Origin of the sequence: Flavobacterium sp., assembly GCF_031363805.1 — a bacterium.
In the GTDB taxonomy this organism is placed as follows: Bacteria; Bacteroidota; Bacteroidia; order Flavobacteriales; family Flavobacteriaceae; genus Flavobacterium.
In genome coordinates, this window is record NZ_JANLVD010000094.1 from 1 (window position 1) to 26,450 (window position 26,450).

Here is a 26,450-nt window from a genome sequence, read left to right on the forward strand (position 1 = left end):
AAGTTTATTGATGGTCATGAAAGACAATAAAGATATTGAATTTTATAGCCAACAAAAAGTAATTTTTAATAGCTACAACAAGCGTTTTGAACGTTTTGGTCGCGACATGGAATAAATTAATTTGATTGTTCGATAATTAGACTTTTCGATTCTTCGAATAATCTGGCAATTTAATAATCGAACAATCTAATAATAATGAAGCCTTATTGGATAAAAACACCAAAATTTATCAAGCGATTATTCAATAATCAGGTTTGGGACATTCCAAATTCTGAAAATAAAATTTATTTGACTTTCGACGATGGTCCAACACCACAAGTTACAGAATGGGTGCTTTCAGTTTTAAAAAATTACAACATTAAAGCTACTTTTTTTTGCATTGGGAAAAATATTGAAAACCATCCAGACATTTTAAAAATAATAATTAGTGATGACCATTCAATTGGAAATCATACTTTTAATCATTTAAACGGATGGAAAACCCAATCAAATAAGTATTTAGAAAACGTTGCTTTGTGTAATGAGAAATTTAAGAATTTAGAAATCCTAAATCGTAAATCTCAAATCTCAAATCTGTTCCGTCCGCCATACGGAAAAATAAAACCATCACAATCAAAAAAATTAAGACAGTTGGGTTACAAAATTATAATGTGGGATATTTTGAGTGCAGATTTTGACCAAACCATTACAAAAGAAGAATGTTTGGGAAATGCCACAAAAAAGGTAACTTCAGGAAGTATAATCGTTTTTCACGATAGTCAAAAATCATTCAAAAATCTTGAATATGCTTTGCTAAAAACAATTGAAATTTTAAAAGAAAAAGGATATCAATTTGATACAATTAGATGATAAATTAAATCTGTTCTTGCACCAAATTAATGATAGAATTTGCATCCAATTCACCAGATTGTCTCCACATCATTTGACCATCTTTATAAATCATTAAAGTTGGCAAACCTTTTATGCGAAGTGCTTCGGCCAATTCTTGGTTTTTATCAACATCAATTTTTATTACTTTTGCCTTATCTCCAAGCGCAGCTGCTACATCTTTAATAACAGGATGCATAGATTGCGAAGATTCGTTCCAATCTGTATAAAAGTCAATTAAGACTGGAATTTGCGCATTTATAAGTTCTCCAAATTTTGACATAGTGTAATATTATTAAACTTTGTAATACAAATATAATGTTTTTGCGCTTTTTATCGCAATTTTTCAAATAATCTTTGAAACTAAATTGTTTTAAAACGCTAACATTTATTATTTTCCTAAACTTTATTTACTTGTTTATTTAATCTAATAACTGTTATTTCTGGCATAATGCCAACTCTTCCAGGATAGGCATGAAATCCAAAACCTCTGTTTACATAAATATATCTTCCTACATTTTCGTACAAACCAGCCCATTGTTTGTAAACATATTGCGCCAAACTCCACTTGAACCAACCTGGAATTTCTATTCCAAACTGCATGCCGTGTGTGTGTCCACTTAAAGTTAATTGTACATTTTTTGGATGATTTTTCACAACTTCTTCCCAATGACTTGGATCATGGCTCATCAATATTTTAAAATCGTTATCAGATATTCCTGCTGATGCTTTGTTTAAATCACCTATTTTATCAAAATGTTTCCCCCAATTTTCTACTCCAATAATGGCAATTTCTTCATTCCCTTTTTTGATTTTTACGTGTTCATTTAGCAACAGTTTAAAATCTATTTGACGATGCAAATCCTTAATTGCTATAAAATTTTCTTCTTTGGCTTTGTTTGATTTCCACTCTAAATAAGCGCCATAATCATGATTTCCTAAAATTGAAAATTTACCGTATTTTGGTTTTTCCAATCTATTAAAAGTTTCGAGCCAAGGATGCATTTCTTCTGCTTTGGCATTTACAATATCGCCAGTAAAAAGTAATATATCAGAAACTTGCTGATTAATTAAATCTACAGCATAGTTTATTTTTTCAGGATTGTCGAAACTTCCACTGTGAATATCTGAAATATGAGTAATCGTAAAACCGTCGAAAGCATCGGGCAAATCTGGAAAAAAAATATTTTGTTTGATAACTTTAAAATTATATTTTCCAACTGTAATGCCATAAATTAAGGATAGAAAAGGTATCGAAGCCAAGCCCAAGCCAATTTGACTTACAAACTTTCGTCTGGAAGGCAAAAAAGATGTTTTCACATCGTTATCTATAAAATAGTTTATTGTTCCTGAGCCAAAGCGAAAAATATCTTCTCCAAACATAGTAAGTGCAAGAATCATTTTCGGAACGTAAACTAACAGCATAAATCCCATGACAAATAAACTTTTTTGAGTTTGTCCAACCGATGGATCGTATTTTGAAATGGAATATATAATATAAATAAGTGCCAAAACGCTTCCAGCAATATAAAATAATAATATCCATTTTGTTTTCAATAAAGTTCTAAATACTTGAAAAGCATACAATTCAACAATAAATAGAAAAACAAAAAGGAATAAAAAGCGAAAAATCATTTTTTTAAATTTTATACAAAATAACGAAGAATATGAGTTAAAAATAATATTGTTAGATAATTTTTAACTTAAATATAATTTGAGGGTTTGATTTTAAGTTCAATATCAAAGCTGAATATTTATTTTGTTTTAATTACAGTAATAAATTGTCAATACTTAATCGTTATTTTTTCTAATCCTGAAGTAAATTCTATATTTTTACATTTTAAATTCAATTTACAATTTCATGTCACAAAAACGCCTTTACCTTCTCGATGCTTACGCGCTTATATTTCGTGGTTATTTTGCTTTTATAAAAAACCCAAGAATAACCTCAACTGGCCTAGATACTTCTGCCATCATGGGATTTATGAATGCCTTGATGGATGTCATTAAACGAGAAAAACCCGACCATCTTGCGGTTGCATTCGACAAAGGCGGAAGCGATGTTCGAAACGAAATGTATCAAGAATATAAATCGCACCGTCAAGAAACACCCGAAGCCATAAGGATTGCCATTCCTTATATTCAGCAATTGCTAAAAGCCATGCACATTCCTATCATAGAAATTGCAGGTGTAGAAGCCGATGATTTGATAGGAACTATCGCCAAACAAGCTGAAAAACAAAACTACAAAGTTTTTATGGTCACGCCCGATAAAGATTTTGCACAGCTGGTTTCTGAAAATATTTTTATGTACAAACCCGCCAGAATGGGCAACGGAATAGAAATTTGGGGCGTTCCCGAAGTTTTGGAACGTTTTGAAATTGAGCGTCCAGAACAAGTCATTGATTTTTTAGGTATGATGGGCGATGCAGCCGATAATATTCCAGGATTGCCAGGTGTTGGAGAAGTAACAGCCAAAAAATTATTGAAAGAATTTGGTTCTATGGAAAACCTTTTAGCTAATACCCACAAGCTAAAAGGGGCAATGAAAGAAAAAATTGAAGCCAATAAAGAACAAGGGATTCTTTCGAAAAAGCTGGCTACCATTTTATTGGATTGTCCAGTTGTGTTTGACGAAAAAGATTATGAACTATCAAAACCAGATATCGAAAAAACCGATGAATTATTTTTGGAATTGGAATTTCGACAAATGAAATCGCAATTTGACAAATTATACAATCCTGAAGCTATTGCTGAAACTGAAACTACACAACCAACCAAAAAAGCAGTAGCTAAGAAAACCAATGAAGAGCAGTTTGATTTATTCGGTTTTTCTGATGAAAATAATGAGGAAGCAAAACCCAATTCATATTACGCAACCTTAGAAACTACAACTCATTTCTACCAAATTGTTCAAGGCGATTTACCCGTTAAATTATTGATTCAAAATTTAATGAATCAAAAATCGGTTTGTTTTGATACTGAAACTACGGGAATCGATGCATTGAATGCAGAATTGGTAGGTATGTCTTTTTCTTACGAAAGCGGAAAAGCATTTTACATTCCGTTTCCAGAAAATCAAGCGGAAGCACAAATTTTGGTAGACAAATTCAAACCATTTTTTGAAAGTGAAACCATCGAAAAAATAGGTCAAAACATCAAATATGATTTAAAAATTCTTTCGCATTATGGCGTTCAAATCAAAGGCAAATTGTTTGACACCATGATTGCACATTATCTCATCAATCCAGACATGCGACATAATATGGATGTTTTAAGCGAAACTTATTTGAAATATTCTCCAAAATCGATAGAAACATTGATTGGTAAAAAAGGAAAAAATCAAAAATCGATGCGAGATGTTGCTTTGGAAGACATTAAAGAATATGCAGCCGAAGATGCTGATATTACCTTTCAACTCAAGCAAAATTTTAGCCCGATTTTGGACAAAGCAGAAACCAAAAAATTATTTGACGAGATCGAGATTCCATTAATTCCTGTTTTGGCAGCCATGGAATTGGAAGGAATAAATCTAGATGTTCCTTTTCTGAAAGAAATGTCGGTTGAAATGGCAAAAGAAAGTTCTCAATTGGAACAAAAAATATATGAAACCGCTGGCGAGAAATTCAATTTGGCTTCACCAAAACAATTGGGTGAGGTTTTATTTGACAAAATGAAAATTGGTGAAGCAAAGCAAAAGAAAACCAAAACTGGGCAGTACGCCACGGGCGAAGAAGTACTTTCCTATTTAGCAAACGAACATCAAATTGTAAAAGATATTTTGGAATGGCGACAAATGGTGAAGTTGCAAAGTACCTATATTGATGCATTGCCAAACCAAGTCGATAAAAAAACAGGTCGCGTTCACACAGATTATATGCAAACTGTGGCTGCAACGGGACGTTTGAGTTCCAATAATCCGAACTTGCAAAATATTCCGATTCGCTCGGTACGAGGACAACAAATTAGAAAAGCTTTTATAGCTCGCGATGAAAATTACACTATACTTTCTGCCGATTATTCCCAAATAGAATTGCGAATTATTGCTGCACTTTCTGGCGAAGAAAATATGATTTTAGCCTTTAAAAACAATGAAGATATTCACAAATCCACAGCTGCAAAAGTATTTAATGTGCCACTTGAAGAAGTAACAAAAGAACAACGTAGCAATGCCAAAACTGTCAATTTTGGAATTATTTATGGCGTTTCTGCCTTTGGATTGAGTAACCAAACATCATTATCCAGAAAAGAAAGCGCCGATTTGATTGATGCTTACTATAAAACTTATCCAAAATTAAAATCCTACATGCAAGATCAGGTTGATTTTGCTAGAGAAAATGGTTATGTACAAACCGTTTTAGGACGAAGACGCTATTTGAAAGATATTAATTCTGCCAATATGATGGTGAAAAGCGGAGCAGAACGAAATGCTGTAAATGCGCCGATTCAAGGAAGTGCTGCCGATATTATCAAAATTGCGATGATCAATATTCATAAAAAATTAAGTTTAGAAAACTGGAAATCCAAAATGCTGTTGCAAGTACATGACGAATTGGTTTTCGACGTTCATAATTCAGAGTTAGAAAAAATTCAGCCCATGATAAAACATGAAATGGAAAATGCCTTCAAAATGGATGTTCCGCTAGATGTAGAATTAGGAATGGGCAAAAATTGGTTAGAAGCGCATTAAATATACACTCAAAACTTTATTTTACTAAAATTTATTTCACTTATGCCACTAGTCAATCCATTGCCATCCAACCACGACGAAGAAACTCGGAAACTAGCTGAATTTTTCAATGAAACTTTGGGTTTTTGTCCAAATTCAGTTTTGACAATGCAACACCGCCCTGCAATATCCAAAGCATTTATCAATTTGAATATGGCTGTTATGGAAAATCATGGTCGGGTAACTTCTGCGTTAAAAAGAATGATTGGCTGGGTTTCAAGCAATGCTGCGGGTTGCCGTTACTGTCAAGCGCACACCATTCGTGCTGCCGAAAGATATGGTGCCGAGCAAGAACAACTTGATAATGTTTGGGAATATAAAACACATGCTGCATTTTCTGCAGCAGAAAGAATAGCGTTAGATTTTTCAATTGCAGCCACCATGATTCCAAATGCGGTTGATGATAATATTAAAACCGAATTGTATAAATATTGGAACGAAGGCGAAATTGTAGAAATGCTAGGCGTGATTTCGCTTTTTGGCTATCTTAATCGCTGGAATGATTCTATGGGAACAGTTGTAGAAGAAGGTGCTATAGAAAGTGCCGAAAAATATTTAGGCAAGCACGATTGGCAAGTTGGGAAGCATAAATAATAATTCAATTGTATTTTTTTGTGCCTATTCCAGCTTTTTGCTCTAGCCCTCGTTTCAAAAGCTTTTTTTCTAGTCTCGCAACAGGAGCTTCCTTTGGTCGCTCTGTTGCTCCTAGAAAAAATAGCTTTTAATACCTCGGGGCTATTGCTGCAATCTGGGGCAATGTATGAATTTTTGGAAAGTATGTTTTAATATTATTTCAGATACAATAATCTAAGTATTTACCTGCAAAATCTTTTCATTTCCACCTTTATTATTGTCAAATTATATTCTACCAATAAACATTTTAAAAAACTAAATAAAAAATATCTTAAAATTCTTAACTTTGGTAAAACAATATTTATGTTCAAAACCAAAAAAGAACTCGTTTTCGTGATTTTATCGGGTATTTTTATCACAAATGCTGTAACAGCTGAATTAATAGGAGGGAAGCTTATCCAAATTGGACCATTCGTTATGAGTATTGGTATTTTACCGTGGCCAGTCGTTTTTTTAACCACCGATTTGATAAATGAATATTTTGGAGAAAAAGGAGTCAGAAAGTTATCAGTTATAACTGCTTGCTTGATAGCTTATGCATTTATTGTTTTATTATTTGCAATAGCAATTCCAGCAGCAAAAGGAATAAGTCCAGTAAACGACGCTCAATTTCAAGCTGTTTTTGGACAGAGTATGTGGATAATTGTAGGTAGTATTGTGGCCTTTTTATTTTCGCAATTAATCGACGTAAGTATTTTTTGGTATTTTAAAAATAAAACTGGCGATAAGAAAATATGGTTGCGTACCACGGGTTCAACAATTGTTTCACAATTATTTGATTCATTTATAGTTTTGGGAATTGCTTTTTGGCTACCAGGAAAAATAAATTTTCAAACATTTTTAACTTCTGCCTTAACAGGTTACACTTTTAAATTGGCAATTGCTATATTGCTAACACCATTAATATATGTAGGTCACAGTTTGATTAAAAAATACATTTCTGAATAAAGATAAAAATGTAAAATTTATATCTTGATTTAAATTTTAGTCTAAAAGTCATTGTTAATATAAAGTTAATTTTATTTTTGGTAGTTCAAATTTAAATATATACTTTTGACCGTTAAATATTATAAATTATTAAAATTAGACTGAAATAAAAACCGAAAACAAAAATTAATCTTTAAAAAACAATATTGGCCCAAATGTTGATTTTTTTATTATTTTTTTAAATCATATTAATTAAAACTTAAATCGTTGAAACTAAAACTTAACCTACTGCTTACTGTTTTTGTATCATTAACAGTACTTTTTCCTTTAAAAACTTTCTCTCAAAGTACACTTTATGCTGGAATAGAAATTGGAAGCAAAGGCATCAAAATGTCTGTTTTAAATGTTACAAACATTAAAAAGGGAAGCTACAATATTTTATCTTATTGGTCTGAAAACGTTGGTATTGCCAAAGGAATATCAATTGACGGAAACTTAGGAAAAGAGGAGATGGATAAAACTACCACAGTAGTTTCTGCAAATCTTACAAAAATTAAAACTGAATTTAATGTCCCAGATGAAAACATCTTTATTGTTGGATCATCTGGAGTTGCTATGGCAAAAAACACCAAAGAGTTAACAGAAAAAATTAAGGCAGCTACCAACAAAGAGCTTGAATTTATAGATTCGCAAACCGAAGGTAAAATGTTACTAAAAGGATGTATTCCGCCTGTTGATTATAAAAATTCAATGGTTTTAGATATAGGCGGTGGCAATACAAAAGGCGGTTATGTTGATACTTTAAATAATGAAAATTTTGTGTTTTTCCCATTAGCCCTAAACTACGGAACAGTAACGCTGACAGAAGCGGTTATTAAAAAAACGAAAGATCAAGATATTGCAGAATACAATGAAAAATCTTTTGGATTTTTACCTATTTTAAGAGATCAAGTAAACAAAATGTACGGTGCGAGCCCTGTTGCACTCGAAAAAGAAAAAGTTTTTATGTCAGGTGGTGCAGTTTGGGCATTTTATACACTTTATAATGGTGCTGCAAAAGAAAATTATAGCAAATTTAATTTAGAAGATGTTATTTATTACGATGCCGTATTAAAAAATAATTTTAAAAAATATGAAGATCTAGCCAAAACTGATAAAGATGTTGAAAAAGTTTTAAAAACCTATAGTCAGAAATACTTAATTTCTGCCAGCAACATTTTACTAGTTTGTCTTGAAGCTATACCTGGTATAGATAATAAAAAACTTTATTTTGCCAAAGAAGGTCAAATTGCTTGGTTGGTTTCATACATAGCAGACAGATCAAAAAAAATCAAGAAAATTTATTAAATCATTACACTCAGCTATCTAAATTATTAATAAAAGATTTGCCCCAAATAATCTTTTATTGATTAAAAATTTGATAAAATGAAAAGTTATTTAAATTCCTACATCAATAACTTCAAAGGTTTCCCAAAAGAAATATGGGTGCTCACATTAATAACCTACATTAATAGAGCTGGTGCTATGGTTATGCCATTTATGACAAAATATTTGCATGAAAGCTTTGCATTTAGTTTTAGAGAAATTGGATGGATGATGGCTTGCATAGGTTTTGGTTCGTTATTTGGCTCTTGGATTGGTGGAAGACTTACAGATAAAATAGGTTTTTATACCATTATGTTAATTAGTCTATTCTTAACTGGGTTTGGTATCATTGCAATAATGTTTTTATATGATTTTATAGAAATCTGTATAGGACTTTTTATAATAACCACATTTGCAGATATGTACAAGCCAGCGATGTATGTGGCTGTATCCAATTTTACAAACAAAGAAAACAGAACAAGAGCATTAACATTGGTAAGATTGGCAGTAAATCTAGGGATCGTTTCGGGTCCAATTATTGCTGGATTACTAATCACGAGAGATAATTATGATTATCTTTTTTGGATAGATGGAATAACTTGTATAGTATCAATTTCAGCATTTATGTTGCTTATCGATGAAAGTAAATTTTACAAAGCCAGAAAAATAATACAAAGAGATAAAAAAATAATATTGTCTAATGATAAGCATCCAAAAAACGATAAAAATTTCATTCTTTTTTTATTGGCTAGTTTTTTAACTGCTTTTTTATTCTTTCAATTATTTACCACAATACCATTATATAATACAGAAAAATTAAACTTAAGTGAACTTCAAATTGGATTGCTTTTATCTTTAAACGGACTCGTTATTTTTCTATTTGAAATGCCGTTAATTGGATATCTTGAAAGAAAAGGCACACAAGCAACCAAAATTATACTATTAGGATCTATATTTATGGCGTCTGGATTTTTCTGTTTAATTTTCTCAAAATCAATTTCTGGCTTAATACTAAGCATTTTATTGATAACTTTCGGTCAGGTTTTATTGTTTTCATTTTCAAATACTTTTGCATTTAACCGAGCAATAAAAGGTCATGAGGGAAGATATATGGCCATGTATGCTATGAGTTTCAGTGCTGCACAAATACTAAGCCCCAAAATAGGTTTTAGTGTCATTGAAAGTTTTAGTTATTTCTCCAATTGGCTACTTATGGGAGCCATAGGTTTGGTCGGAATTTCACTATATTACAAATTAGATAAAAATATAAAATTTGAATCTACAACTGTAGAAGTAAAAAAAATTAATATTTAATTAATTGTATTCAAATTTTATTATTACAACGTTCAAAAAAAATCATGCAAAAAAAAGTTAAAAAAGAAAACAATACTCAAGGTTTCAAAATTATAATCATTTTGTTGAGTTTTGTTGTCTTAGGGTCTCTTTTTTATATTTACAAAATATCCGACAGGACCAAAAGTATTATTGTATCACTTAGAGAAGAAAAATTATCAATATTAAAAGATTTAGAAAAATCAAATGTATTTCTAGACCAAGCCATAAGTAGCAAAACAAATTTAAATAGTCAACTGGCGCTTGAACAAGAAAAAGTAAAAAAATTAATTGTCGAAATCAAAAATAATAACCTTAATTTAAATCAGATCAATAAGTTAAAAAAAGGTGTGAATAATGTTAATGAAAGAATAATTGTTCTAATGAAAGAATTAAATTATTACAAAAAAAAGGCAGATAGTACCAACTTAATTTTAAATAAGCAAAAAATTCTTAACGATACCTTGACAAATAATAATGAAGTCTTATCTAAAAAAGTTACCGAGGCTTCTAAGTTATATTATTATGGTCTAGAAACTATAGCTTATAAACTTAGAAGTTCTGGAAAAAAAGTTGAAACTGAAAAAGCCAGCAAGGCCGACCTTTTTACAGTGAGTTTTTCAATAGGAGAAAATAAACTAGTTAAACCCTCAAGTAACGTGCTATACATTCAAATTATAGACAGTAAAAATAATATAGTTGGCAACAAAAAATCGAAAAATTTCGGAGATAAAACATTATTTTTCAGTACTCAAACAATGGTGAACTATAAAAATAAGACAATTAAAATCGATGAAGAGTTGCAAGTTGAAAATTTAGAGGAAGGCATGTATTATGTAAATATTTTTGACAGATCAAATTTGGTTCTTAAAAAGAAACTCAATTTGAGATAAACAAATATTAATGATGTCAAGTAACTTTCTATTTTAAAATTACCTCTTTTAATTTTTTAAACTTAGGCTGATGCCGTTTCTACCTCTTTGTCAATTTTTCCAACCAATCCAATCAAAACTTTTCCAGGTCCAATTTCTGTAAATAATGTGGCGCCATCTTTAATCATTTGTTGAACAGATTGTGTCCATTTTACAGGTGCTGTCAACTGCAAAATTAAATTTTTCTTGATTTCTAAAGGATCCGAAACAGCTTGTGCAATTACGTTTTGATATATTGGACAAATAGGAGTAGAGAAAGTTGTTGCTTCAATGGCTGTTGCCAATGCTGATCGAGCTGGTTCCATTAAAGGTGAGTGAAAAGCACCGCCAACAGGTAATAATAAAGCTCTTTTTGCGCCAGCTTCTTTCATGGCTTCGCATGCTTTTTCGACTGCCAAAAATTCTCCAGAAATAACCAATTGTCCAGGACAATTGTAGTTTGCAGCGACTACTATTCCATCAATTGAAGCACAAACCTGTTCCACAATTTCATCTGCCAAACCCAAAACTGCTGCCATCGTCGAGGGCTTTATTTCACACGCTTTTTGCATTGCAATGGCACGCTTTGAAACCAATTTTAATCCATCTTCAAAACTCAAAACACCATTGGTAACCAGTGCCGAAAATTCGCCCAAAGAATGTCCAGCAACCATTTCTGGTTTAAAGTCTTTTAATGTTTTAGCCAAAATTACAGAGTGCAAAAAAACAGCGGGCTGAGTTACTTTGGTTTCTTTTAGTTCTTCAGCTGTACCTTCAAACATAATGTCTGTAATTCTGAAACCCAATATATCATTGGCTTTTTCGAATAAATCTTTGGCTAAAGTAGAATTTTCGTATAATTCTTTGCCCATTCCAGTAAATTGTGCTCCTTGACCTGGAAATATATATGCTTTCATATTTATCAATTTAATATTTAATCTTCAATTTTATTTGTACTTCAAACAGTAACAAAAATAATACTTTTTTTAGAATCAACAGAAATACTTTATTTGTAACTTAATTCTTTTTTTTACGTCTAATTAATGTAAACAAAACTTAAATTAAAATGAAAAAAATTATACCTTTTTTAATAATTATACTACTTGGATTTTTGCTTTTCTACTTTAATCTTCCTGTAATCAATTATGGATTTACACAATTGGGCATTATTTTAATTTTTTTACTCATTCTCACAATTTTTATTACCACAAAATTGGAAGTGAATCCAAAAACAAAACAACTTAAAATACTATCCAAGCCAAATAAGTTTATACTTTATTTAGTGGTGCTACTTTTAATTTATGTGATAGGTTTTCCAATTCTTACTAGTCTTCCTATGTTTAGAAGCGCCGATTATCAAAAATTAATAGGTAAAGTTGAAAATGGCGATAAAATTTCTACTCATATTGCACCTATTTCTATGGATGAAATTCGTGTAGTCGATGAAGATTTGGCGTATTTATTGGGCGAAAAAGTGTTGGGTACCCAGCCAGCTCTAGGAAGCCAAGTACAGTTGGGTAATTTTTGTATTCAAAAAGTAAACAATAAATTATACTGGGTAGCACCATTATTGCACTCTGGATTTTTCAAATGGTTAAATAATAAAGAAGGAACTACAGGTTATGTAATGGTTTCAGCAACAAATGAACGCGATGTAAAACTCATTCAAAATGTTGAAGGAAAACCTGTAAAAATAAAATACCAACAAAATGCCTATTTTCAAAGTGATATACACAGGCATATTTATTTCAATGGGTTTTCAACCGTTGGTTTAACAGATTATACTTTTGAAATTGACGACAGTGGAAAACCATTTTGGGTGGTTACAAAATTTACCAAAAAAATAGGTTTTAGTGGAAACGATGCTACAGGTGTTGTCATTGTCGATGTGGAAACTGGAGCTTTGAAACAATATTCAATTGCCAATACACCAAAGTGGGTAGATAGAGTGCAACCCATTGATTTTATTGAAAATCAATTGAACGATTGGGGAGAATATGTAAATGGTTACTGGAATTTTTCAAATTCAAACAAACTCAAAATAACTGAAGGTTTGACTTTGGTGTATGGTCATGATAACAAATCATATTGGTATACAGGATTAACCTCTGTTGGAAAAGATGAATCTGCTGTTGGTTTCGTTTTGGTTGATACTAGAACCAAAAAAACCACATTTTACAAGCAAGGCGGCGCCACAGAATATGCTGCTCAAAGTTCTGCACAAGGAAAAGTGCAGGAAAAAGGATATTTTGCATCCCTGCCAATTCCTTATAATATAAATAACATTCCTACTTACGTGATGACGCTGAAAGACAAAGGTGGTTTGGTCAAAATGTTTGCCATGGTTGCCATAAGCGATTATACTATTGTTGGTGTTGGAAACACAATGCGTGAAACCTTAACATCATACAAAAATGTTTACAATATGGCAGATAATAAAATAAATCCACAAACCGAATCCACAAAAAAAACGGTAGAATCTGTAATTTCTAGAATTCAAAACGATGTGAAAAACGGGAATAGTTTTTATTATTTCACCGTCAAAGATTATCCTAATATTTTTGTGGGATCATCGCAAATTTCGAATCAATTACCAGTAAGTATTGTGGGCGACAAAGTGAAAATTTCTTTCGATATTGACAATGAAGAAGTTATTGATGTGTCGAGTTTTGAAAACCTAAATATGAAGAATTAGAATTGTATTGAATACTTTAAAAGCGTTGAAATTAAAATTTTAACGCTTTTTCAATTATTCATTTTTATAAAAACTTAAAGCACCCGATGGGCATTTGTTTACAGCTTCCATAATTTTATCTGAAGAATCTGCATCAATTTTTATCCAAGGTTTGTCTTTGGGCTGAAAAACATTTGGATTTGCTCGAACACAATTTCCAGAATGAATGCATTTTCCAGATTGCCAAACTACTGTAATTTCACCATTAGTATATTCTTTTGTAATATCTTTTGGATCCATAATTATATATTTTTTAAACTTACCTGATTTTAATAAATATTCATATTTACAAAACATCGCTATATTCTGGATTTTTATCAAAAACACTTTTTACAAAGGGACAAAGTGGAATTATTTTTATATTTTTTTCTCTTGCAAATGCTATGGCTTTTAGTGCCATTTTTTTTCCAAAACCTTTCCCGTTACTTTCAGTATTAACTTCGGTGTGGTCAATAATAATTTTGTCATTTCCAGCAAACAGGAAAGTCATCATTGCTTGCTGTTTTCCATCTACATCAATATGAAAAAATCCCTTTTCACCATTGATTTTTAATTGCGCCTCTTCTTTCATATTTTTATTTTTTAAAATCGAATTAATACTTTTGCTCCATTGGAATTTCCAATAATAAAAATTCTGCATCTGAATTGGCTTTAATTTCTAATGTTTTAAAATCAGTAATTCCCAAGCCATCTCTATCAGATAATTCTTGACCATTGACTGTAACTTCTCCTTTCAAATTAAAAAAGTACAACCCATTTCCTTCTTTTTTTAATTCATAATTGGTAGTTTTTCCTGCTTCAAATTTACCCAAATGAAACCAAGCATCTTGGTGAATCCAAACACCCGCATCATTTGGATTTGGGGATAATATTTGTTGCAGTTTGTTATCTCTATCGTCTGGATTTAAAGTTATTTGTTGGTATCGAGGTTCCACATTTCTCTTGTTTGGGAAAACCCAAATTTGAAGCAATTTGGTTTGTTTGTCTTCATTCGGATTAAATTCACTATGTTGAACACCAGTTCCAGCGCTCATTACCTGAATATCACCATTTTTAATCACTTCCGTATTTCCCATACTATCCTTGTGTGCCAAATCGCCTTCCAATGGAATAGTAATTATTTCCATATTATCATGAGGATGTGTTCCAAAACCCATTCCACCAGCAATAGTATCGTCATTTAAAACTCTTAATGTACCAAATTGGACCCTATCGGGATTGTACCAACTTGCAAAACTAAAACTATGATAAGCATTTAACCAGCCATGATTGGCGTTTCCTCTGGTGTCGGCTTTGTGTAAAACAATGTTTTCCATAACTATAAATTTAATATTTTTTATAACACAAATTTACTATGAGATAGATTATTAAGCACTTAATGTAGGTTAAGAAATGTTTTTGATAAAAATAATAATTTATTTTCGTATCAATCTGGACTTTATTTTACTAAAAAATTCTGGTGTGACACCAATGTACGAAGCTATGTTTTTTTGAGAAATGTTCTGAATCAATGATGGATACTTTTTACAAAATTTTTCAAAACGTTCTTCGGCTGGCAAACTTAAATTATCCATCAATCTTTCTTGATGTGTAATAAGTGAATTTTCAGTAAGAATTCTAAAAAATCTTTCAAGCTTTGGAATTTCGAAATACAACTGTTCTTGATTTTCTTTCGAAAGTAAAACCAGCTCGGCATCTTCAAGAACTTCTATAAATAGATTACCAGGTTTTTGAGAAAGCAAACTATACATATCTCCAATCCACCAACCTTCACAGGCAAAATGTAAAACATGTTCTACAATATTATCGTTAATATTGAAGCTTCTTAAAATACCAGAATTTACAAAATAGGAATATTTACAAACTTCGCCAGCATGTAGCAAAATACTTTTGGCTTTGTAATGATGTACAGAAGTTTTTGATAAAAAAAGTTCCTCCTCTTTGGTAGTTAAAGAAACATGTTTTGCTATGTTCTCAAGTATGAGAGTCATTTATTATTTGGTTATGGGTAACAATTTAAACGATGATGCCATAAATTTATCTCCAACAATTTCTCCTTCTACTTCAGCTTTCCTTATGGCAGAACAAAAACCATCTTTGGCATGTGCATCTCCGTGGTCATCAAGATTTGTACCTTCCACAAAATATGATTTTCCATCTATACGAACAGCCAAATCACATCCTAAAGAAACCATTCCAAATTTGCATTGACCACAAGCGACATCCACAATTTGCGATTTTTTTGCTTCCTTTTTTTCTTGAGCATTCATTGAAAATGCTACAAATAACAACGAAATAAAATTATATTTTTCATGATATTTTTTATGAATTTACTTTGACTAAAGTAGCTATTTTTTTGGCTCGTTCCACAATTTCTTCAATTGGAGTTTCAAATGTATCATTTGTTAGAACAACACCCATTCTTCTATAAGGTCTCGAGCTTGGCTTGCCAAAAATTCTAAAATCTGTTTTTGGAAACTTTGCTACTTCTTCAATTCCAGAATAGGTTGGATTGTTACTGTTTTCAGAAGCTAAAATTACAGCACTCGCTCCAGCTTTTTCTAAAGTAATTTCAAAAATAGGCAAGCTCAAAATGGCGCGCAAATGCAATTCGAATTCATTGAAATTTTGAGTTCCAGCTAGGGTTACCATTCCAGTATCATGTGGTCTCGGTGATAATTCTGAAAAATAAACACCATCGTCTGTCAAGAAAAACTCGACTCCAAAAAGACCAGCTCCGCCTAATGATTGGGTTACTTTTTCTGCCATTTTTTTAGCTTCATTTAAATCTTTTTTTGAAATTTTGGCGGGTTGCCAACTTTCTTGATAATCGCCGCGTTCTTGTCTGTGACCAATTGGCGCGCAAAATAAAGTTGGATTATTATTTTGAAGGACAGTCAATAAAGTTATCTCTGAATTAAATTTAACAAATGCTTCTACAATAACTTCAACAACATCGCCACGAGAACCTTCTACTGCGTAATTCCAAGCTTTATCCACATCAGATTGTGTTTTAATTGTTGATTGCCCTTTTCCAGAAGAACTCATTAATGGTTTTACCACACACGGAATACCAACTTCTAAAACTGCCTTTTTCAATTCTAATGATGAGGTTGCATATCTGTAGTTTGCCGTTTTTAATCCCAATTCTTTCGATGCCAAATCACGAATGGCTTTTCTGTTCATTGTGAAATTTGCTGCTTTCGCAGATGGCACAACGGTAATGCCTTGATTTTCGTAATCATAAAAACGTTCAGTTCTTATGGCTTCAATTTCTGGAACTATAAAATCTGGTTTGTGTTTCGCAACAATTCTGTCAAGTTCTTCGCCATCAAGCATGTTGATGACTTCAAAGTCATGAGCCACTTGCATGGCTGGTGCATTTTCATAACTATCAACTGCAATGATGGTTTGTCCAATGCGTTGGGCAGCAATTGCAAATTCCTTTCCTAATTCGCCAGAACCTAACAATAATATTTTTGGCATTTTATAATTTTATTAAACACAAATTTCACTAATTATCACTAATTGTATTTGTGAAAATTAGTGAAATTTGTGTTTTATTAACAGATCTTATTCAGCTAAAGCTTCTTTTATTCTTCGCAATGCTTCGGTAAGTAAATCTTCACTTGTAGCATAAGAAAAACGGATGCAATTTGGGTTTCCAAAAGCATCTCCAGTTACTGTTGCTACATTGGCTTGAGCTAATAAATACATGGAGAAATCATCAGCATTTTTGATTAAAGTACCTTTTAATGTTTTTCCGAAAAATGAAGAAACATCTGGAAAAACGTAAAATGCACCGTCAGGATTATTAATTTTTATACCAGGAATATTTTTTAACAGACCAACTACCAAATCCCTACGTTTGTGGAATTCAGTGACCATAAATTTAATTTCTTTTGGATCTGCTTCAACAGCTGCTATTGTTGCTCGTTGTGCAATGCTATTGGCGCCACTAGTTATTTGACCTTGCATTTTGGTACAAGCTTTGGCAATGAATTCTGGTCCGCCAATATAACCAATTCTCCAGCCAGTCATCGCAAATGCTTTCGAAACGCCATTTACAGTTATAGTTCTGTCATACATGCCAGGAATAGTTGCTATACTGCAAAAATTTCCTGTAAAATTTATATGTTCATATATTTCATCAGAAACTATAAATATTTTTGGATATTTTTCTAAAACTTTTGCCAAAGCAGTCAATTCTTCACGATTATAAACTGAGCCACTTGGATTGCAAGGAGAACTGAACATTATCATTTTTGTTTTGGGTGTAATGGCTTTTTCCAGTTGTTCTGGTGTTATTTTGAAATCACTTTCAATGGTGGTTGGAACTTCAATTGGAATTCCATCTGCCATTTTCACAATTTCTGAATAAGAAACCCAAAATGGAGCAGGCAAAATACATTCATCATCAGGATTCAAAAGTACTTGTGCCAAATTAAATAATGATTGTTTAGCTCCAGTTGAAACTACGATTTGAGATGGTTTATAATCTAAATTATTATCTCTTTTAAACTTTTTTGAAATGGCTTCTTTCAATTCCAAATACCCATCAACTGGTGTGTATTGAGAGTAATTTTCGTCAATAGCTTTTTTGGCCGCTTCTTTTATAAAATCTGGGGTATTAAAATCTGGTTCACCCAAACTCAAACTAATAATGTCTTTTCCTTGAAGTTTTAATTCTCTTGCCAATGCTGCCATGGCTAAAGTTTGAGAAGTAGATAAATTATTTATTCTATCTGAAAGAAGATTTTCCATCGAATTGTTGAGATTTTTTATAGTTAGATAACAAATATAATTAAAAAAGACGCACTATTTAGTGCGTCTTCCAGATAATTTTTAGGCGGCCAAAAGTGGCTTTTGCCCCAAATCTTTTAAATGTTTAAAGTGTGCAATAACGGCACTAAACATCGTTTTGTATTCATAATAAGGCAAATCACACTCTTGTGCAGTTTCCTTTACGATTTTTGCAATTTTACCGTAATGGATGTGACTAATATGAGGAAAAAGGTGGTGCTCGACTTGATGATTTAATCCACCAGTATACCAATTTACAATCCAACTTCTTGGTGCAAAATTTACTGTAGTAAATAATTGATGTATAGCCCAAGTGTTTTCTATTTCCCCTTCAGGATTTGGATTTGGATTTGTAGTATCATCTATAATATGTGCCAATTGAAATACTACACTTAGTATTAGACCTGCAGTATAATGCATAGCAAAAAAGCCAATTAAAACTTTCCACCAAGTAACAAACAAAAGTGGAATAACCAACCAAAAACTAAAATATACAATTTTAGAAATCACAAGACCAGTCCAAAGATTTTTTGGATTTGGTGCATCACCATAAGATAATTTTCTTTTAAGATAACCACCCATTTGTTTAAAATCTGTAGTTAAACACCAATTGATAGTCAATAATCCGTAAAGAAAAATAGAATAATAATGTTGGAAAGCGTGGAATTTTTCCCATTTGGCTTCTTTTGTAAAACGAATCACACGACCAGCATCTAAATCTTCGTCATGTCCAGGAATATTAGTATAGGTATGATGCAAAACATTATGTTGTACTTGCCAGTTGTAAACGTTTCCTGCAAGAATATATATGCTTCCACCCATAATTTTATTCAACCATGGTTTAGAAGAATATGATCCGTGATTTCCATCATGCATTACATTCATTCCTACTCCTGCCATTCCTATTCCAGTAATTATAGCTCCTAGAAAATGAACCCAAAAAGGCATAGCCATAAAAAGTATAAAAAAATAAGGAACCAAAAACATAGCAAACATAACTACAGTTTTTAAGTGCAATTTCCAATTTCCTGTTTTTTGAATGTTATTTTCCTTAAAATAGTTATTGACTCTAGAATTTAAAGTTCTAAAAAATTTCATAGAATCGTTACGTGCAAAAGTTGGGGCTGTATTATTCATATATGTTTATAATTTGCAAATATAATTATTATAATATGTTCGTTGTGCAAATTTGAGTTAAATATTTCGACTTGAAAGTATTACTTTTGTTAAAAATTATAGAATATGAACGAAATATTGAAATATTTCCCTGAATTGAGTGGCGTTCAGAAAGATCAATTTCAGAAATTGGAAGAATTATATCATGATTGGAATTCAAAAATAAATGTCATTTCTAGAAAAGATATTGATGAGTTGTACACCAAACACGTTTTACATTCACTCGCTATCGCAAAAATTCAAGAATTTGAACCTGGAACTTATGTTTTAGATGTAGGAACTGGTGGCGGATTTCCTGGAATACCTTTGGCTATTTTATTTCCAGAAACTAGATTTTATTTGATTGATGTCATTCTAAAAAAAATAAATGTAGTCAAAGCTGTTGCTGAAAGTTTAGGATTAGAAAATGTAAAAGCTGAGCAAATTAGAGCCGAAAATGTAAAAGGCGATTATGATTTTATTGTAAGTCGTGCCGTGACCAATATGCTTGATTTTGTTTCTTGGGTAAAAGATAAAATTAAAAAAACCAATAAACACGAACTTAAAAATGGAATTTTATATCTAAAAGGTGGCGACTTAACCCAAGAATTAGCAGCTTTTCCAAAAGCTACGGAATATAATATTTCAGAATTTTTTGATAATGAATTCTTTGAAACTAAAAAAGTGGTTCATTTGCCTTTGAAGTTTAAACTTTAATAAACCACCAATTTACAAATCTAAAAAAATATTATTTGGAAAATTTGTGAATTTGTGGTTTATATTTAATTTACTAATTTTTTGGTTTTACAAATTTTATAGCTTCTCCTCTTGTGCCATTAAAAACACAAGCTTCTATACCTTTATTATTTTTTAGTTCGTCTATCATTTTATCAACATCGGTCGAGATACTATTGCTAACCATACCAAGAGTTACCAAGCTTTTAAGTTTTAATCCTTCGTTTGTTTCGCCAATTACGTCATATGGTTGACTTGGTGTACACATTATAAAGGCATATAAATTTCCTATTTTTTCTATTTTGGCATAACCTGAATTTTTTGGTGTACTGTTTCCTTTAAATTTAATACAAACTATAGTTTTTCCGCTTGTATAAAGCACTGCGTCGAATGGTATCTCCAATTTTCTTGCTTTCGATATAAACTGAATTATTTTTTCAGACATGTTTTTCGCAACTGAACCATCTTCCAAAATATTTTTAAATTTTGCAGATGTTTCTATTTCTTTAACCACTTCATATTCTCTTAAAGGAGAATTCATGATATAAACCTCTGCGCCATTTACAATTTTTACTTTGGCAATATCGTCAATTACAAATGCTTGTTTAGTAACTGTTTTAGGCTCAGTCGTTTTGCAACTACTCACTAATGTCAATATCAAAAGTATTGATAATTTTAACTTCATCATGTTTTCTTAATTTAAAAAAGTGCAACTTTTTTATGAGTTGCACTTTTGAATTTATAAATATTTTTGTTTACTCAGCTTTTAACTCTTTTATTTGTGTAGCATAAATATCTTTAACCTCTACTTGAGTATTGTCTTTCAGTCTTCTTACTTTATAAGAAATTGGCACTGAAGACGAAACTAAATCATTTACACTTGGTGTTGAACAAAAGTTTTAAATGTTGCAAAATCTGTTACTTGCTGACCTAGTGAAGCAGGCCCGCCAACTATCATAAACTTAATTTTGTTTTGGCTTATCAATTGGTCAAATCTTGCTTTGTAAGTTGCATCGCTGCTTCCACTAACTACACCAGTGATTCCTACTTTTGCAGTGGTAGCAATCATAGCCTCAATATATTCTTTGGTTTCACTAGATTCTATTAAAATATAAGCAACTCTCCCATAATCTACACTGCTTATGTATACTGGCTCATGAGTTCCACAATCTGCAATATCTATTGCGCCATCAATCCAGTCTCCATAATATTTTGGGTCAATAGCAAAGTTATAAAGCCATTGTCTCATTTTTACCATTGTGTATTTTTTAGTAGTTGCTGTACCACCAGCAGCGCTATAATTTAAACTTACAGAGGCAATGCCGCCCAATACTTCCGCACTACCGTGTACATCTAAAGACGCAGTAAAACTTTTCTGATTTATAATATCAACACTTTCATATTCAAAAACAGAAGGTACATCATTAACGCTAAATTGTCCTTTATTATTATTCATCAAGGTGTTTATTGAAGCTCTAACAGTACTTAATTTTGGTAATGGCTCTGCGGTAACCTCTAAATTTACACCTCTAAGTGTTCCAGAAAGCACTACAGGTTTAAAAGCATTTTTTAATACCAAAGGGTCATAAGTTGTATTTAAAAAAGAAGAACCTCTCAAAATACTACCAGGATATATAACATCTATATTACTTACACTTACTACAGAGAGTGGTGTTAACGTTGTTTGTTTTTCAACAGTTGTTAAATATTCAAATTGATTTGTGTTGGTTGCAGGATTAAAAACCAAATTCCCAGTTTTTACAGAACTGGTAATTTTATCTGCTACAGCATCATATTTTACTGGTTGCAATTGGTTTAAATCTGTTGAAGGAGTTACTACAACTTCATCTTCTTTAGTGCAGGAAGCAAAGATTAATAAGCCTAAAGTTAAGTAAAATGCATTTTTAAATTGTGTTTTCATTGTTTTGAGTTTTAAAAGGAAATGTTATTGTATCTAATTATGTTTACAGGAGATGCTGTTATATTCTGCGTGATTTTAATTTCGTTTATTACATAAGTGTAAATTGGAACTGGCGCACTAAATTCGTGTACGCTATTTTTGAAAATAAAAGTATTGTGTGCTGTAAAACCACCACTTATTTCTCCACCTTCATAATTGCTTAAATACACATGTGATTTGCTATCACTATTGGTTAAATAATTATCAAATTGCTCTTCGCCATCGTCAATGTTAAAATAATAATAACGCAAATGTTCTGATGAATGCCAAAAATTACCCTCAACAACTTCCACCGTAGGTGACCAAATATTAATTTTTACAGCACTAAATAAAATTGGTTGTTTGGCAACTGCATTTATTTTTTTGTTCGAAATCATTTTTTGAAGTGTGTATTCATGTTGAAAAGTACCAGGACGCAAAATTTGCAAGTACATTTTAGTATTTGAATTTTTAATGATAATACTGTCTCTACTTTTATAAACATCATTTGGTTCTAATGTTTGAAAATTAAAATCAGTTCTATTCAATTGGTGTTTGGAGGCATTGCCGACAATTGGTTTTAAAACGTATAAGACATCTGGATTTGTATCGAAATTTTCTATTTTTATTGCATACTCAATCCTGTTACCCACTACAAGATTATTCATGGTTTTATTAGGATCTGATAAAATAGTAAAAGCAGTCGGTAGAATTGGAGATTCGGCTACGGTTTCTCCCAAATCATCTTTACTACATGAAAACATAAATGTCAATACTACAAGGGTAATTACTTTTTTCATACTCGTTAATTTTTTACAAAAGTATTGATTTTCAAATCCCCCCCCCAATATTTTATTAATATATTAACAAAAATTTAACAAATGTAAATTTCTGATTTGTTGAGGTTAAACCGTAATAAAAGTTAATAAAATCTACTAAGTAAGAATGATACACCTTAATCAATAAAAAAAGTTCAAACATTTCTGAATGAACTTTTTTTAAACTTAAGACTTTCGACTTTAAGACTTTCGACTAATAATTTACTCTCCCAAAAACGGATAACGATAATCTTCAGGTGTTACAAAGGTTTCTTTAATTGTTCTGGGTGAAGCCCAACGCAATAAGTTCAATGCAGAACCTGCTTTATCATTCGTTCCAGAAGCTCTTGCACCTCCAAAAGGTTGCATTCCAACAACTGCGCCAGTTGGTTTGTCGTTAATATAGAAATTTCCTGCTGCGTTTTGTAAAGCAATTGTGGCTTCTTCAATGGCATATCGGTCTTGACTAAAAATGGCTCCAGTTAAAGCATATTCTGAAGTTTCATCTACTAATTTTAAAGTTTCTGCCCACTTTTTATCTTCATAAACATAAATGGTCATTACGGGTCCAAAAAGTTCGGTTTCCATTGTAGCATATTTCGGATTTGTTGTTACAATAACTGTTGGCTCAATAAAGTATCCAACCGATTTATCGTAATTTCCACCAACAATAATTTCTGCATCAGTATCTTTTTTTGCTTGGTCTATAAAACCTGCTAATTTATCAAATGAACCTTCGTGAATAACTGCTGTTACAAAGTTGCCAAAATCTTCTGGTGAACCCATTTTTAACGATTTTACATCGGTAATTAATTGCGATTTTACATCGTTCCACAAACTCTGTGGAATATAAGCTCTTGATGCTGCAGAACATTTTTGTCCCTGAAATTCAAATGCGCCACGAACAATTCCTGTAACAACTTGCTTCACATTAGCACTTGGATGCGCTACAATAAAATCTTTTCCACCCGTTTCACCTACAATCCTTGGATAGGTTTTATAATGATGAATGTTGGTTCCAATAGTTTTCCAAATGTCTTTAAAAACGTGTGTTGATCCTGTAAAATGAATTCCAGCAAAATCACGGCTAGCAAAAACAGTTTCGCTAATCATTTGTGCATCGCCAAAAACCACATTGATAACGCCATCTGGAACACCAGCTTCCTTAAAAACATCAATAATTATTTTGGCTGAAAAAACTTGACTATCACTTGGTTTCCAAATCACAACATTTCCCATCATTGCAGCACTTGCTGGCAAATTTGCCGCGATTGCTGTAAAATTAAACGGTGTAATGGCATATACAAATCCTTCTAACGGACGATATTCCAATCGGTTCCAAACATCAGAATTTGATTTTGGTTGATCGCCATAAATTTGCGTCATAAATTCTACGTTGTAGCGTAAAAAGTCAATCAATTCGCACGATGCATCAATTTCTGCTTGAAAAATATTTTTAGATTGCGCAATCATTGTTGCCGCATTTATTTTGGCACGATATGGTCCAGCAATTAATTCGGCAGCTTTTAAAAAGATAGCTGCTCGTTGTTCCCAAGCCATATTTGCCCATTTGGTTTTGCTTTCCAATGCGTTTGCAATGGCTTTTTCTACGTGACTTTTTTCGGCTAAATGATAGGTTCCAACACTATGTTTGTGATCGTGTGGTGCCGTCATTGTTTTGGTGTTTCCGGTGCGAATTTCTTCGCTACCTATATATAATGGAACATCGATTGTGGTATTCCACATTTTTTTATACTCGGCAAGAACGGCTGCTTTTTCTGGTGAGTTGGGCGCATACGATTTTACTGGTTCGTTTACGGCTTTTGGTACTTGAAAAAATCCTTTTAACATATAATTGAATTTGATAATTAGAAAATGTGATAATTAGATAATTAAAATGCGAATTATTTAATTTTACACAAAAGTACGAAGGATAATTCATTTCCTGCAAGGTTTTTTTAACCTTGTAGGTATTTCGGTTTTAGCCCAGATTGAAATGGAAAGCTTTTTGAAGTTGAAAACTAATTTTTGCCTGACAAAAAAAGCGACCACAGGAAGCTCTTTTTTGGATTTGCAAAAATAGTTTGAAACAAAAAAACTTGGAATGAAAAGCTGGAATAGCTTCTAAAAAAAAGTAGAAATTAAACAATTTAATTCGTACAAAGTATAACAATTGTTAAAGTGATTACAATTATTTTTGGGATGTTTTTTAAATTGTAATTTTATCGAAACTTCATAATTAATGAAAATTCCACTCTTAGCATTTAATGACAAAGGGATTTATTGCCAGCAAGCCGATGTATATCTCGATCCGTGGCGACCGGTGAAAAATGCCATAATAACGCACGGTCACGCCGATCATTCGCGTTGGGGACACAAAAATTATATTACGCACAACACCAATGTGCCCATAATTCGGCATCGTTTGGGCGAAATAAATGTGACTGGAAAAGATTGGAATGAAACTTTTGTAATAAATAACGTAAAATTTTCGCTTCATCCTGCCGGACATATTATTGGAAGTGCACAAATTAGAGTGGAACATTTAGGTGAAGTTTGGGTTTTTACTGGCGATTATAAAACGGAAGATGATGGAATTTCTGTTCCGTATGAAGTGGTAAAATGTGATACTTTTATTACAGAATGTACTTTTGGATTACCCGCCTTTAAATGGATTCCACAAGCTGAAGTGATGACAGACATTAATAATTGGTGGGCAGAAAATAGGGCAGAAGGTAAAACTTCGATTTTATTTGGATATTCGTTGGGAAAAGCACAACGATTATTGAAATATTTAGATACAGATAATGGAACAATTTTTACACACGGCGCAATTGAAAATATGACGAATGTTTTGCGTCCGATGGTTGATTTTCCGCCCACAACTTTGGTTACGCGTGACACCAAAAAAGAAGATTTACTAGGTAACATTGTTTTGGCACCGCCAAGTGCTCACGGAAGTACGTGGATAAGAAAAATGACGCCTTTTGTAACTGGTTCGGCAAGTGGTTGGATGGCTTTTCGTGGCGCAAGACGACGACGAGCAATTGACAAAGGTTTTGTGCTTAGTGATCATTGCGATTGGTATTCTTTGTTGGATAGTATCAAAGCCACAGGCGCAGAAAAAATTATTTGTACACACGGTTACACTGATATTTTCTCCAAATATTTACGCGAATTGGGTTACGATGCACGAACGGAAAAAACACAATATGAAGGTGAAGCTGCTGAAATGGAAAAAGCTGAAGAAACAGAAATCATTCCACAAGAATTATAATTTTTTTTCACACCAATTTCACGAATTTTCACGAATTAATAAAAAAGTTAGTGTAATTCGTGGCTAAAAAAAATCAAATACAATTAAAAAATTAGCGAATTAGCGGTAAAAAAATGAAAAACTTCGCCAACCTAATAAAAGCACTCGACAGTTCCAATAAAACGACAGTTAAAGTCGATGCATTGACTGAATATTTTAAAAATGTCTCGCCAGAAGATAAAGTTT

At 32.0% G+C, this 26,450-nt stretch carries 25 protein-coding genes; 10 read left to right on the plus strand and 15 right to left on the minus strand.

Annotated elements, in window-relative coordinates:
- The first annotated feature begins 195 nt into the window (after positions 1-195).
- A complete protein-coding gene (locus RMN92_RS05550; protein WP_309608472.1) occupies positions 196-849 on the plus strand; it encodes a polysaccharide deacetylase family protein in 654 nt (217 codons plus the stop codon).
- Positions 850-853: 4 nt separating this feature from the next.
- Here the strand turns inward: RMN92_RS05550 and RMN92_RS05555 are convergent, their stop codons facing one another.
- Both RMN92_RS05555 and RMN92_RS05560 read right to left on the minus strand, forming a co-directional pair.
- On the minus strand, positions 854-1,150 hold the full coding sequence (locus RMN92_RS05555; RefSeq protein WP_309608473.1) for a thioredoxin family protein: 297 nt from the start codon (positions 1,148-1,150) through the stop codon (positions 854-856).
- A gap of 116 nt (positions 1,151-1,266) precedes the next feature.
- The gene (locus RMN92_RS05560) at positions 1,267-2,502 is read right to left on the minus strand and encodes a metallophosphoesterase (RefSeq protein WP_309608474.1); all 1,236 of its coding nucleotides are present in this window, start codon (positions 2,500-2,502) and stop codon (positions 1,267-1,269) included.
- Between the two features lie 226 nt (positions 2,503-2,728).
- Between RMN92_RS05560 and polA the strand changes: the two genes are divergently transcribed.
- From polA to RMN92_RS05590, 6 genes are all read left to right on the plus strand, one after another.
- A complete protein-coding gene (gene polA, locus RMN92_RS05565) occupies positions 2,729-5,557 on the plus strand; it encodes a DNA polymerase I (protein ID WP_309608475.1) in 2,829 nt (942 codons plus the stop codon).
- Positions 5,558-5,599: 42 nt separating this feature from the next.
- A complete protein-coding gene (locus RMN92_RS05570) occupies positions 5,600-6,190 on the plus strand; it encodes a carboxymuconolactone decarboxylase family protein (protein WP_309608476.1) in 591 nt (196 codons plus the stop codon).
- Between the two features lie 342 nt (positions 6,191-6,532).
- Positions 6,533-7,177, plus strand: a complete 645-nt coding sequence (locus tag RMN92_RS05575) for a queuosine precursor transporter (RefSeq protein ID WP_309608477.1) — start codon at positions 6,533-6,535, stop codon at positions 7,175-7,177.
- 246 nt (positions 7,178-7,423) lie between these two features.
- Entirely contained in the window at positions 7,424-8,503 is a 1,080-nt protein-coding gene (locus RMN92_RS05580; protein WP_309608478.1) for an exopolyphosphatase, read from the plus strand.
- 78 nt (positions 8,504-8,581) lie between these two features.
- Positions 8,582-9,835 carry an MFS transporter gene (locus tag RMN92_RS05585; RefSeq protein WP_309608479.1) on the plus strand — a complete coding sequence of 418 codons (1,254 nt, stop codon included), beginning with the start codon at positions 8,582-8,584 and terminating at the stop codon, positions 9,833-9,835.
- Between the two features lie 44 nt (positions 9,836-9,879).
- On the plus strand, positions 9,880-10,746 hold the full coding sequence (locus tag RMN92_RS05590) for a hypothetical protein (RefSeq protein ID WP_309608480.1): 867 nt from the start codon (positions 9,880-9,882) through the stop codon (positions 10,744-10,746).
- Positions 10,747-10,808: 62 nt separating this feature from the next.
- Here the strand turns inward: RMN92_RS05590 and fabD are convergent, their stop codons facing one another.
- Entirely contained in the window at positions 10,809-11,681 is an 873-nt protein-coding gene (gene fabD / locus RMN92_RS05595; protein ID WP_309608481.1) for an ACP S-malonyltransferase, read from the minus strand.
- 149 nt (positions 11,682-11,830) lie between these two features.
- Between fabD and RMN92_RS05600 the strand changes: the two genes are divergently transcribed.
- Complete coding sequence (locus RMN92_RS05600; RefSeq protein WP_309608482.1) at positions 11,831-13,459, plus strand: hypothetical protein; 1,629 nt, start codon at positions 11,831-11,833, stop codon at positions 13,457-13,459.
- Positions 13,460-13,513: 54 nt separating this feature from the next.
- Here RMN92_RS05600 and RMN92_RS05605 read toward each other — a convergent pair whose 3' ends face one another.
- The 8 genes from RMN92_RS05605 to RMN92_RS05640 all read right to left on the minus strand — a co-directional run bounded on the left by RMN92_RS05605 (position 13,514) and on the right by RMN92_RS05640 (position 19,438).
- Positions 13,514-13,738, minus strand: a complete 225-nt coding sequence (locus tag RMN92_RS05605; RefSeq protein WP_309608483.1) for a (4Fe-4S)-binding protein — start codon at positions 13,736-13,738, stop codon at positions 13,514-13,516.
- 46 nt (positions 13,739-13,784) lie between these two features.
- Positions 13,785-14,069, minus strand: a complete 285-nt coding sequence (locus RMN92_RS05610) for a GNAT family N-acetyltransferase (protein WP_309608484.1) — start codon at positions 14,067-14,069, stop codon at positions 13,785-13,787.
- 22 nt (positions 14,070-14,091) lie between these two features.
- Positions 14,092-14,814 (minus strand): pirin family protein, encoded by a 723-nt coding sequence (locus RMN92_RS05615; protein ID WP_309608485.1) that lies wholly within the window; start codon positions 14,812-14,814, stop codon positions 14,092-14,094.
- A 99-nt stretch (positions 14,815-14,913) separates the two neighbouring features.
- The gene (locus RMN92_RS05620) at positions 14,914-15,489 is read right to left on the minus strand and encodes a Crp/Fnr family transcriptional regulator (RefSeq protein WP_309608486.1); all 576 of its coding nucleotides are present in this window, start codon (positions 15,487-15,489) and stop codon (positions 14,914-14,916) included.
- Positions 15,490-15,492: 3 nt separating this feature from the next.
- Positions 15,493-15,789 carry a DUF6370 family protein gene (locus tag RMN92_RS05625; RefSeq protein ID WP_309608487.1) on the minus strand — a complete coding sequence of 99 codons (297 nt, stop codon included), beginning with the start codon at positions 15,787-15,789 and terminating at the stop codon, positions 15,493-15,495.
- Between the two features lie 31 nt (positions 15,790-15,820).
- The gene (gene purT, locus RMN92_RS05630) at positions 15,821-16,984 is read right to left on the minus strand and encodes a formate-dependent phosphoribosylglycinamide formyltransferase (RefSeq protein ID WP_309608488.1); all 1,164 of its coding nucleotides are present in this window, start codon (positions 16,982-16,984) and stop codon (positions 15,821-15,823) included.
- Between the two features lie 87 nt (positions 16,985-17,071).
- Positions 17,072-18,262, minus strand: coding sequence for a pyridoxal phosphate-dependent aminotransferase (locus RMN92_RS05635; RefSeq protein ID WP_309608489.1), 1,191 nt, complete (start codon positions 18,260-18,262; stop codon positions 17,072-17,074).
- Between the two features lie 81 nt (positions 18,263-18,343).
- On the minus strand, positions 18,344-19,438 hold the full coding sequence (locus RMN92_RS05640) for an acyl-CoA desaturase (protein ID WP_309608490.1): 1,095 nt from the start codon (positions 19,436-19,438) through the stop codon (positions 18,344-18,346).
- 105 nt (positions 19,439-19,543) lie between these two features.
- Here RMN92_RS05640 and rsmG point away from each other — a divergent pair, with 105 nt between their 5' ends.
- Complete coding sequence (rsmG, locus tag RMN92_RS05645) at positions 19,544-20,173, plus strand: 16S rRNA (guanine(527)-N(7))-methyltransferase RsmG (RefSeq protein ID WP_309608491.1); 630 nt, start codon at positions 19,544-19,546, stop codon at positions 20,171-20,173.
- Between the two features lie 73 nt (positions 20,174-20,246).
- Here rsmG and RMN92_RS05650 read toward each other — a convergent pair whose 3' ends face one another.
- The 4 genes from RMN92_RS05650 to pruA form a co-directional block, all read right to left on the minus strand.
- Positions 20,247-20,879: a hypothetical protein gene (locus RMN92_RS05650; protein WP_309608492.1), complete on the minus strand. Its 633-nt coding sequence runs from the start codon at positions 20,877-20,879 to the stop codon at positions 20,247-20,249.
- 186 nt (positions 20,880-21,065) lie between these two features.
- Positions 21,066-22,112, minus strand: a complete 1,047-nt coding sequence (locus RMN92_RS05655) for a thiol-activated cytolysin family protein (protein ID WP_309608493.1) — start codon at positions 22,110-22,112, stop codon at positions 21,066-21,068.
- Positions 22,113-22,123: 11 nt separating this feature from the next.
- Positions 22,124-22,930 carry a hypothetical protein gene (locus RMN92_RS05660; RefSeq protein WP_309608494.1) on the minus strand — a complete coding sequence of 269 codons (807 nt, stop codon included), beginning with the start codon at positions 22,928-22,930 and terminating at the stop codon, positions 22,124-22,126.
- Positions 22,931-23,170: 240 nt separating this feature from the next.
- Entirely contained in the window at positions 23,171-24,799 is a 1,629-nt protein-coding gene (pruA, locus tag RMN92_RS05665) for an L-glutamate gamma-semialdehyde dehydrogenase (protein WP_309608495.1), read from the minus strand.
- Between the two features lie 391 nt (positions 24,800-25,190).
- Between pruA and RMN92_RS05670 the strand changes: the two genes are divergently transcribed.
- Complete coding sequence (locus RMN92_RS05670) at positions 25,191-26,225, plus strand: ligase-associated DNA damage response exonuclease (RefSeq protein ID WP_309608496.1); 1,035 nt, start codon at positions 25,191-25,193, stop codon at positions 26,223-26,225.
- Positions 26,226-26,450: the final 225 nt, after the last annotated feature.

Excerpts from the sequence above, each read along its gene's own strand:
- RMN92_RS05550 (WP_309608472.1), top strand. The coding sequence starts at position 196 with ATGAAGCCTTATTGGATAAAAACACCAAAATTTATCAAGCGATTATTC.
- RMN92_RS05555 (WP_309608473.1), bottom strand. The coding sequence starts at position 1,150 with ATGTCAAAATTTGGAGAACTTATAAATGCGCAAATTCCAGTCTTAATT.
- RMN92_RS05560 (WP_309608474.1), bottom strand. The coding sequence starts at position 2,502 with ATGATTTTTCGCTTTTTATTCCTTTTTGTTTTTCTATTTATTGTTGAA.
- polA (WP_309608475.1), top strand. The coding sequence starts at position 2,729 with ATGTCACAAAAACGCCTTTACCTTCTCGATGCTTACGCGCTTATATTT.
- RMN92_RS05570 (WP_309608476.1), top strand. The coding sequence starts at position 5,600 with ATGCCACTAGTCAATCCATTGCCATCCAACCACGACGAAGAAACTCGG.
- RMN92_RS05575 (WP_309608477.1), top strand. The coding sequence starts at position 6,533 with ATGTTCAAAACCAAAAAAGAACTCGTTTTCGTGATTTTATCGGGTATT.
- RMN92_RS05585 (WP_309608479.1), top strand. The coding sequence starts at position 8,582 with ATGAAAAGTTATTTAAATTCCTACATCAATAACTTCAAAGGTTTCCCA.
- RMN92_RS05590 (WP_309608480.1), top strand. The coding sequence starts at position 9,880 with ATGCAAAAAAAAGTTAAAAAAGAAAACAATACTCAAGGTTTCAAAATT.
- fabD (WP_309608481.1), bottom strand. The coding sequence starts at position 11,681 with ATGAAAGCATATATATTTCCAGGTCAAGGAGCACAATTTACTGGAATG.
- RMN92_RS05600 (WP_309608482.1), top strand. The coding sequence starts at position 11,831 with ATGAAAAAAATTATACCTTTTTTAATAATTATACTACTTGGATTTTTG.
- RMN92_RS05605 (WP_309608483.1), bottom strand. The coding sequence starts at position 13,738 with ATGGATCCAAAAGATATTACAAAAGAATATACTAATGGTGAAATTACA.
- RMN92_RS05610 (WP_309608484.1), bottom strand. The coding sequence starts at position 14,069 with ATGAAAGAAGAGGCGCAATTAAAAATCAATGGTGAAAAGGGATTTTTT.
- RMN92_RS05615 (WP_309608485.1), bottom strand. The coding sequence starts at position 14,814 with ATGGAAAACATTGTTTTACACAAAGCCGACACCAGAGGAAACGCCAAT.
- RMN92_RS05620 (WP_309608486.1), bottom strand. The coding sequence starts at position 15,489 with ATGACTCTCATACTTGAGAACATAGCAAAACATGTTTCTTTAACTACC.
- purT (WP_309608488.1), bottom strand. The coding sequence starts at position 16,984 with ATGCCAAAAATATTATTGTTAGGTTCTGGCGAATTAGGAAAGGAATTT.
- RMN92_RS05635 (WP_309608489.1), bottom strand. The coding sequence starts at position 18,262 with ATGGAAAATCTTCTTTCAGATAGAATAAATAATTTATCTACTTCTCAA.
- RMN92_RS05640 (WP_309608490.1), bottom strand. The coding sequence starts at position 19,438 with ATGAATAATACAGCCCCAACTTTTGCACGTAACGATTCTATGAAATTT.
- rsmG (WP_309608491.1), top strand. The coding sequence starts at position 19,544 with ATGAACGAAATATTGAAATATTTCCCTGAATTGAGTGGCGTTCAGAAA.
- RMN92_RS05650 (WP_309608492.1), bottom strand. The coding sequence starts at position 20,879 with ATGATGAAGTTAAAATTATCAATACTTTTGATATTGACATTAGTGAGT.
- RMN92_RS05655 (WP_309608493.1), bottom strand. The coding sequence starts at position 22,112 with ATGAAAACACAATTTAAAAATGCATTTTACTTAACTTTAGGCTTATTA.
- RMN92_RS05660 (WP_309608494.1), bottom strand. The coding sequence starts at position 22,930 with ATGAAAAAAGTAATTACCCTTGTAGTATTGACATTTATGTTTTCATGT.
- pruA (WP_309608495.1), bottom strand. The coding sequence starts at position 24,799 with ATGTTAAAAGGATTTTTTCAAGTACCAAAAGCCGTAAACGAACCAGTA.
- RMN92_RS05670 (WP_309608496.1), top strand. The coding sequence starts at position 25,191 with ATGAAAATTCCACTCTTAGCATTTAATGACAAAGGGATTTATTGCCAG.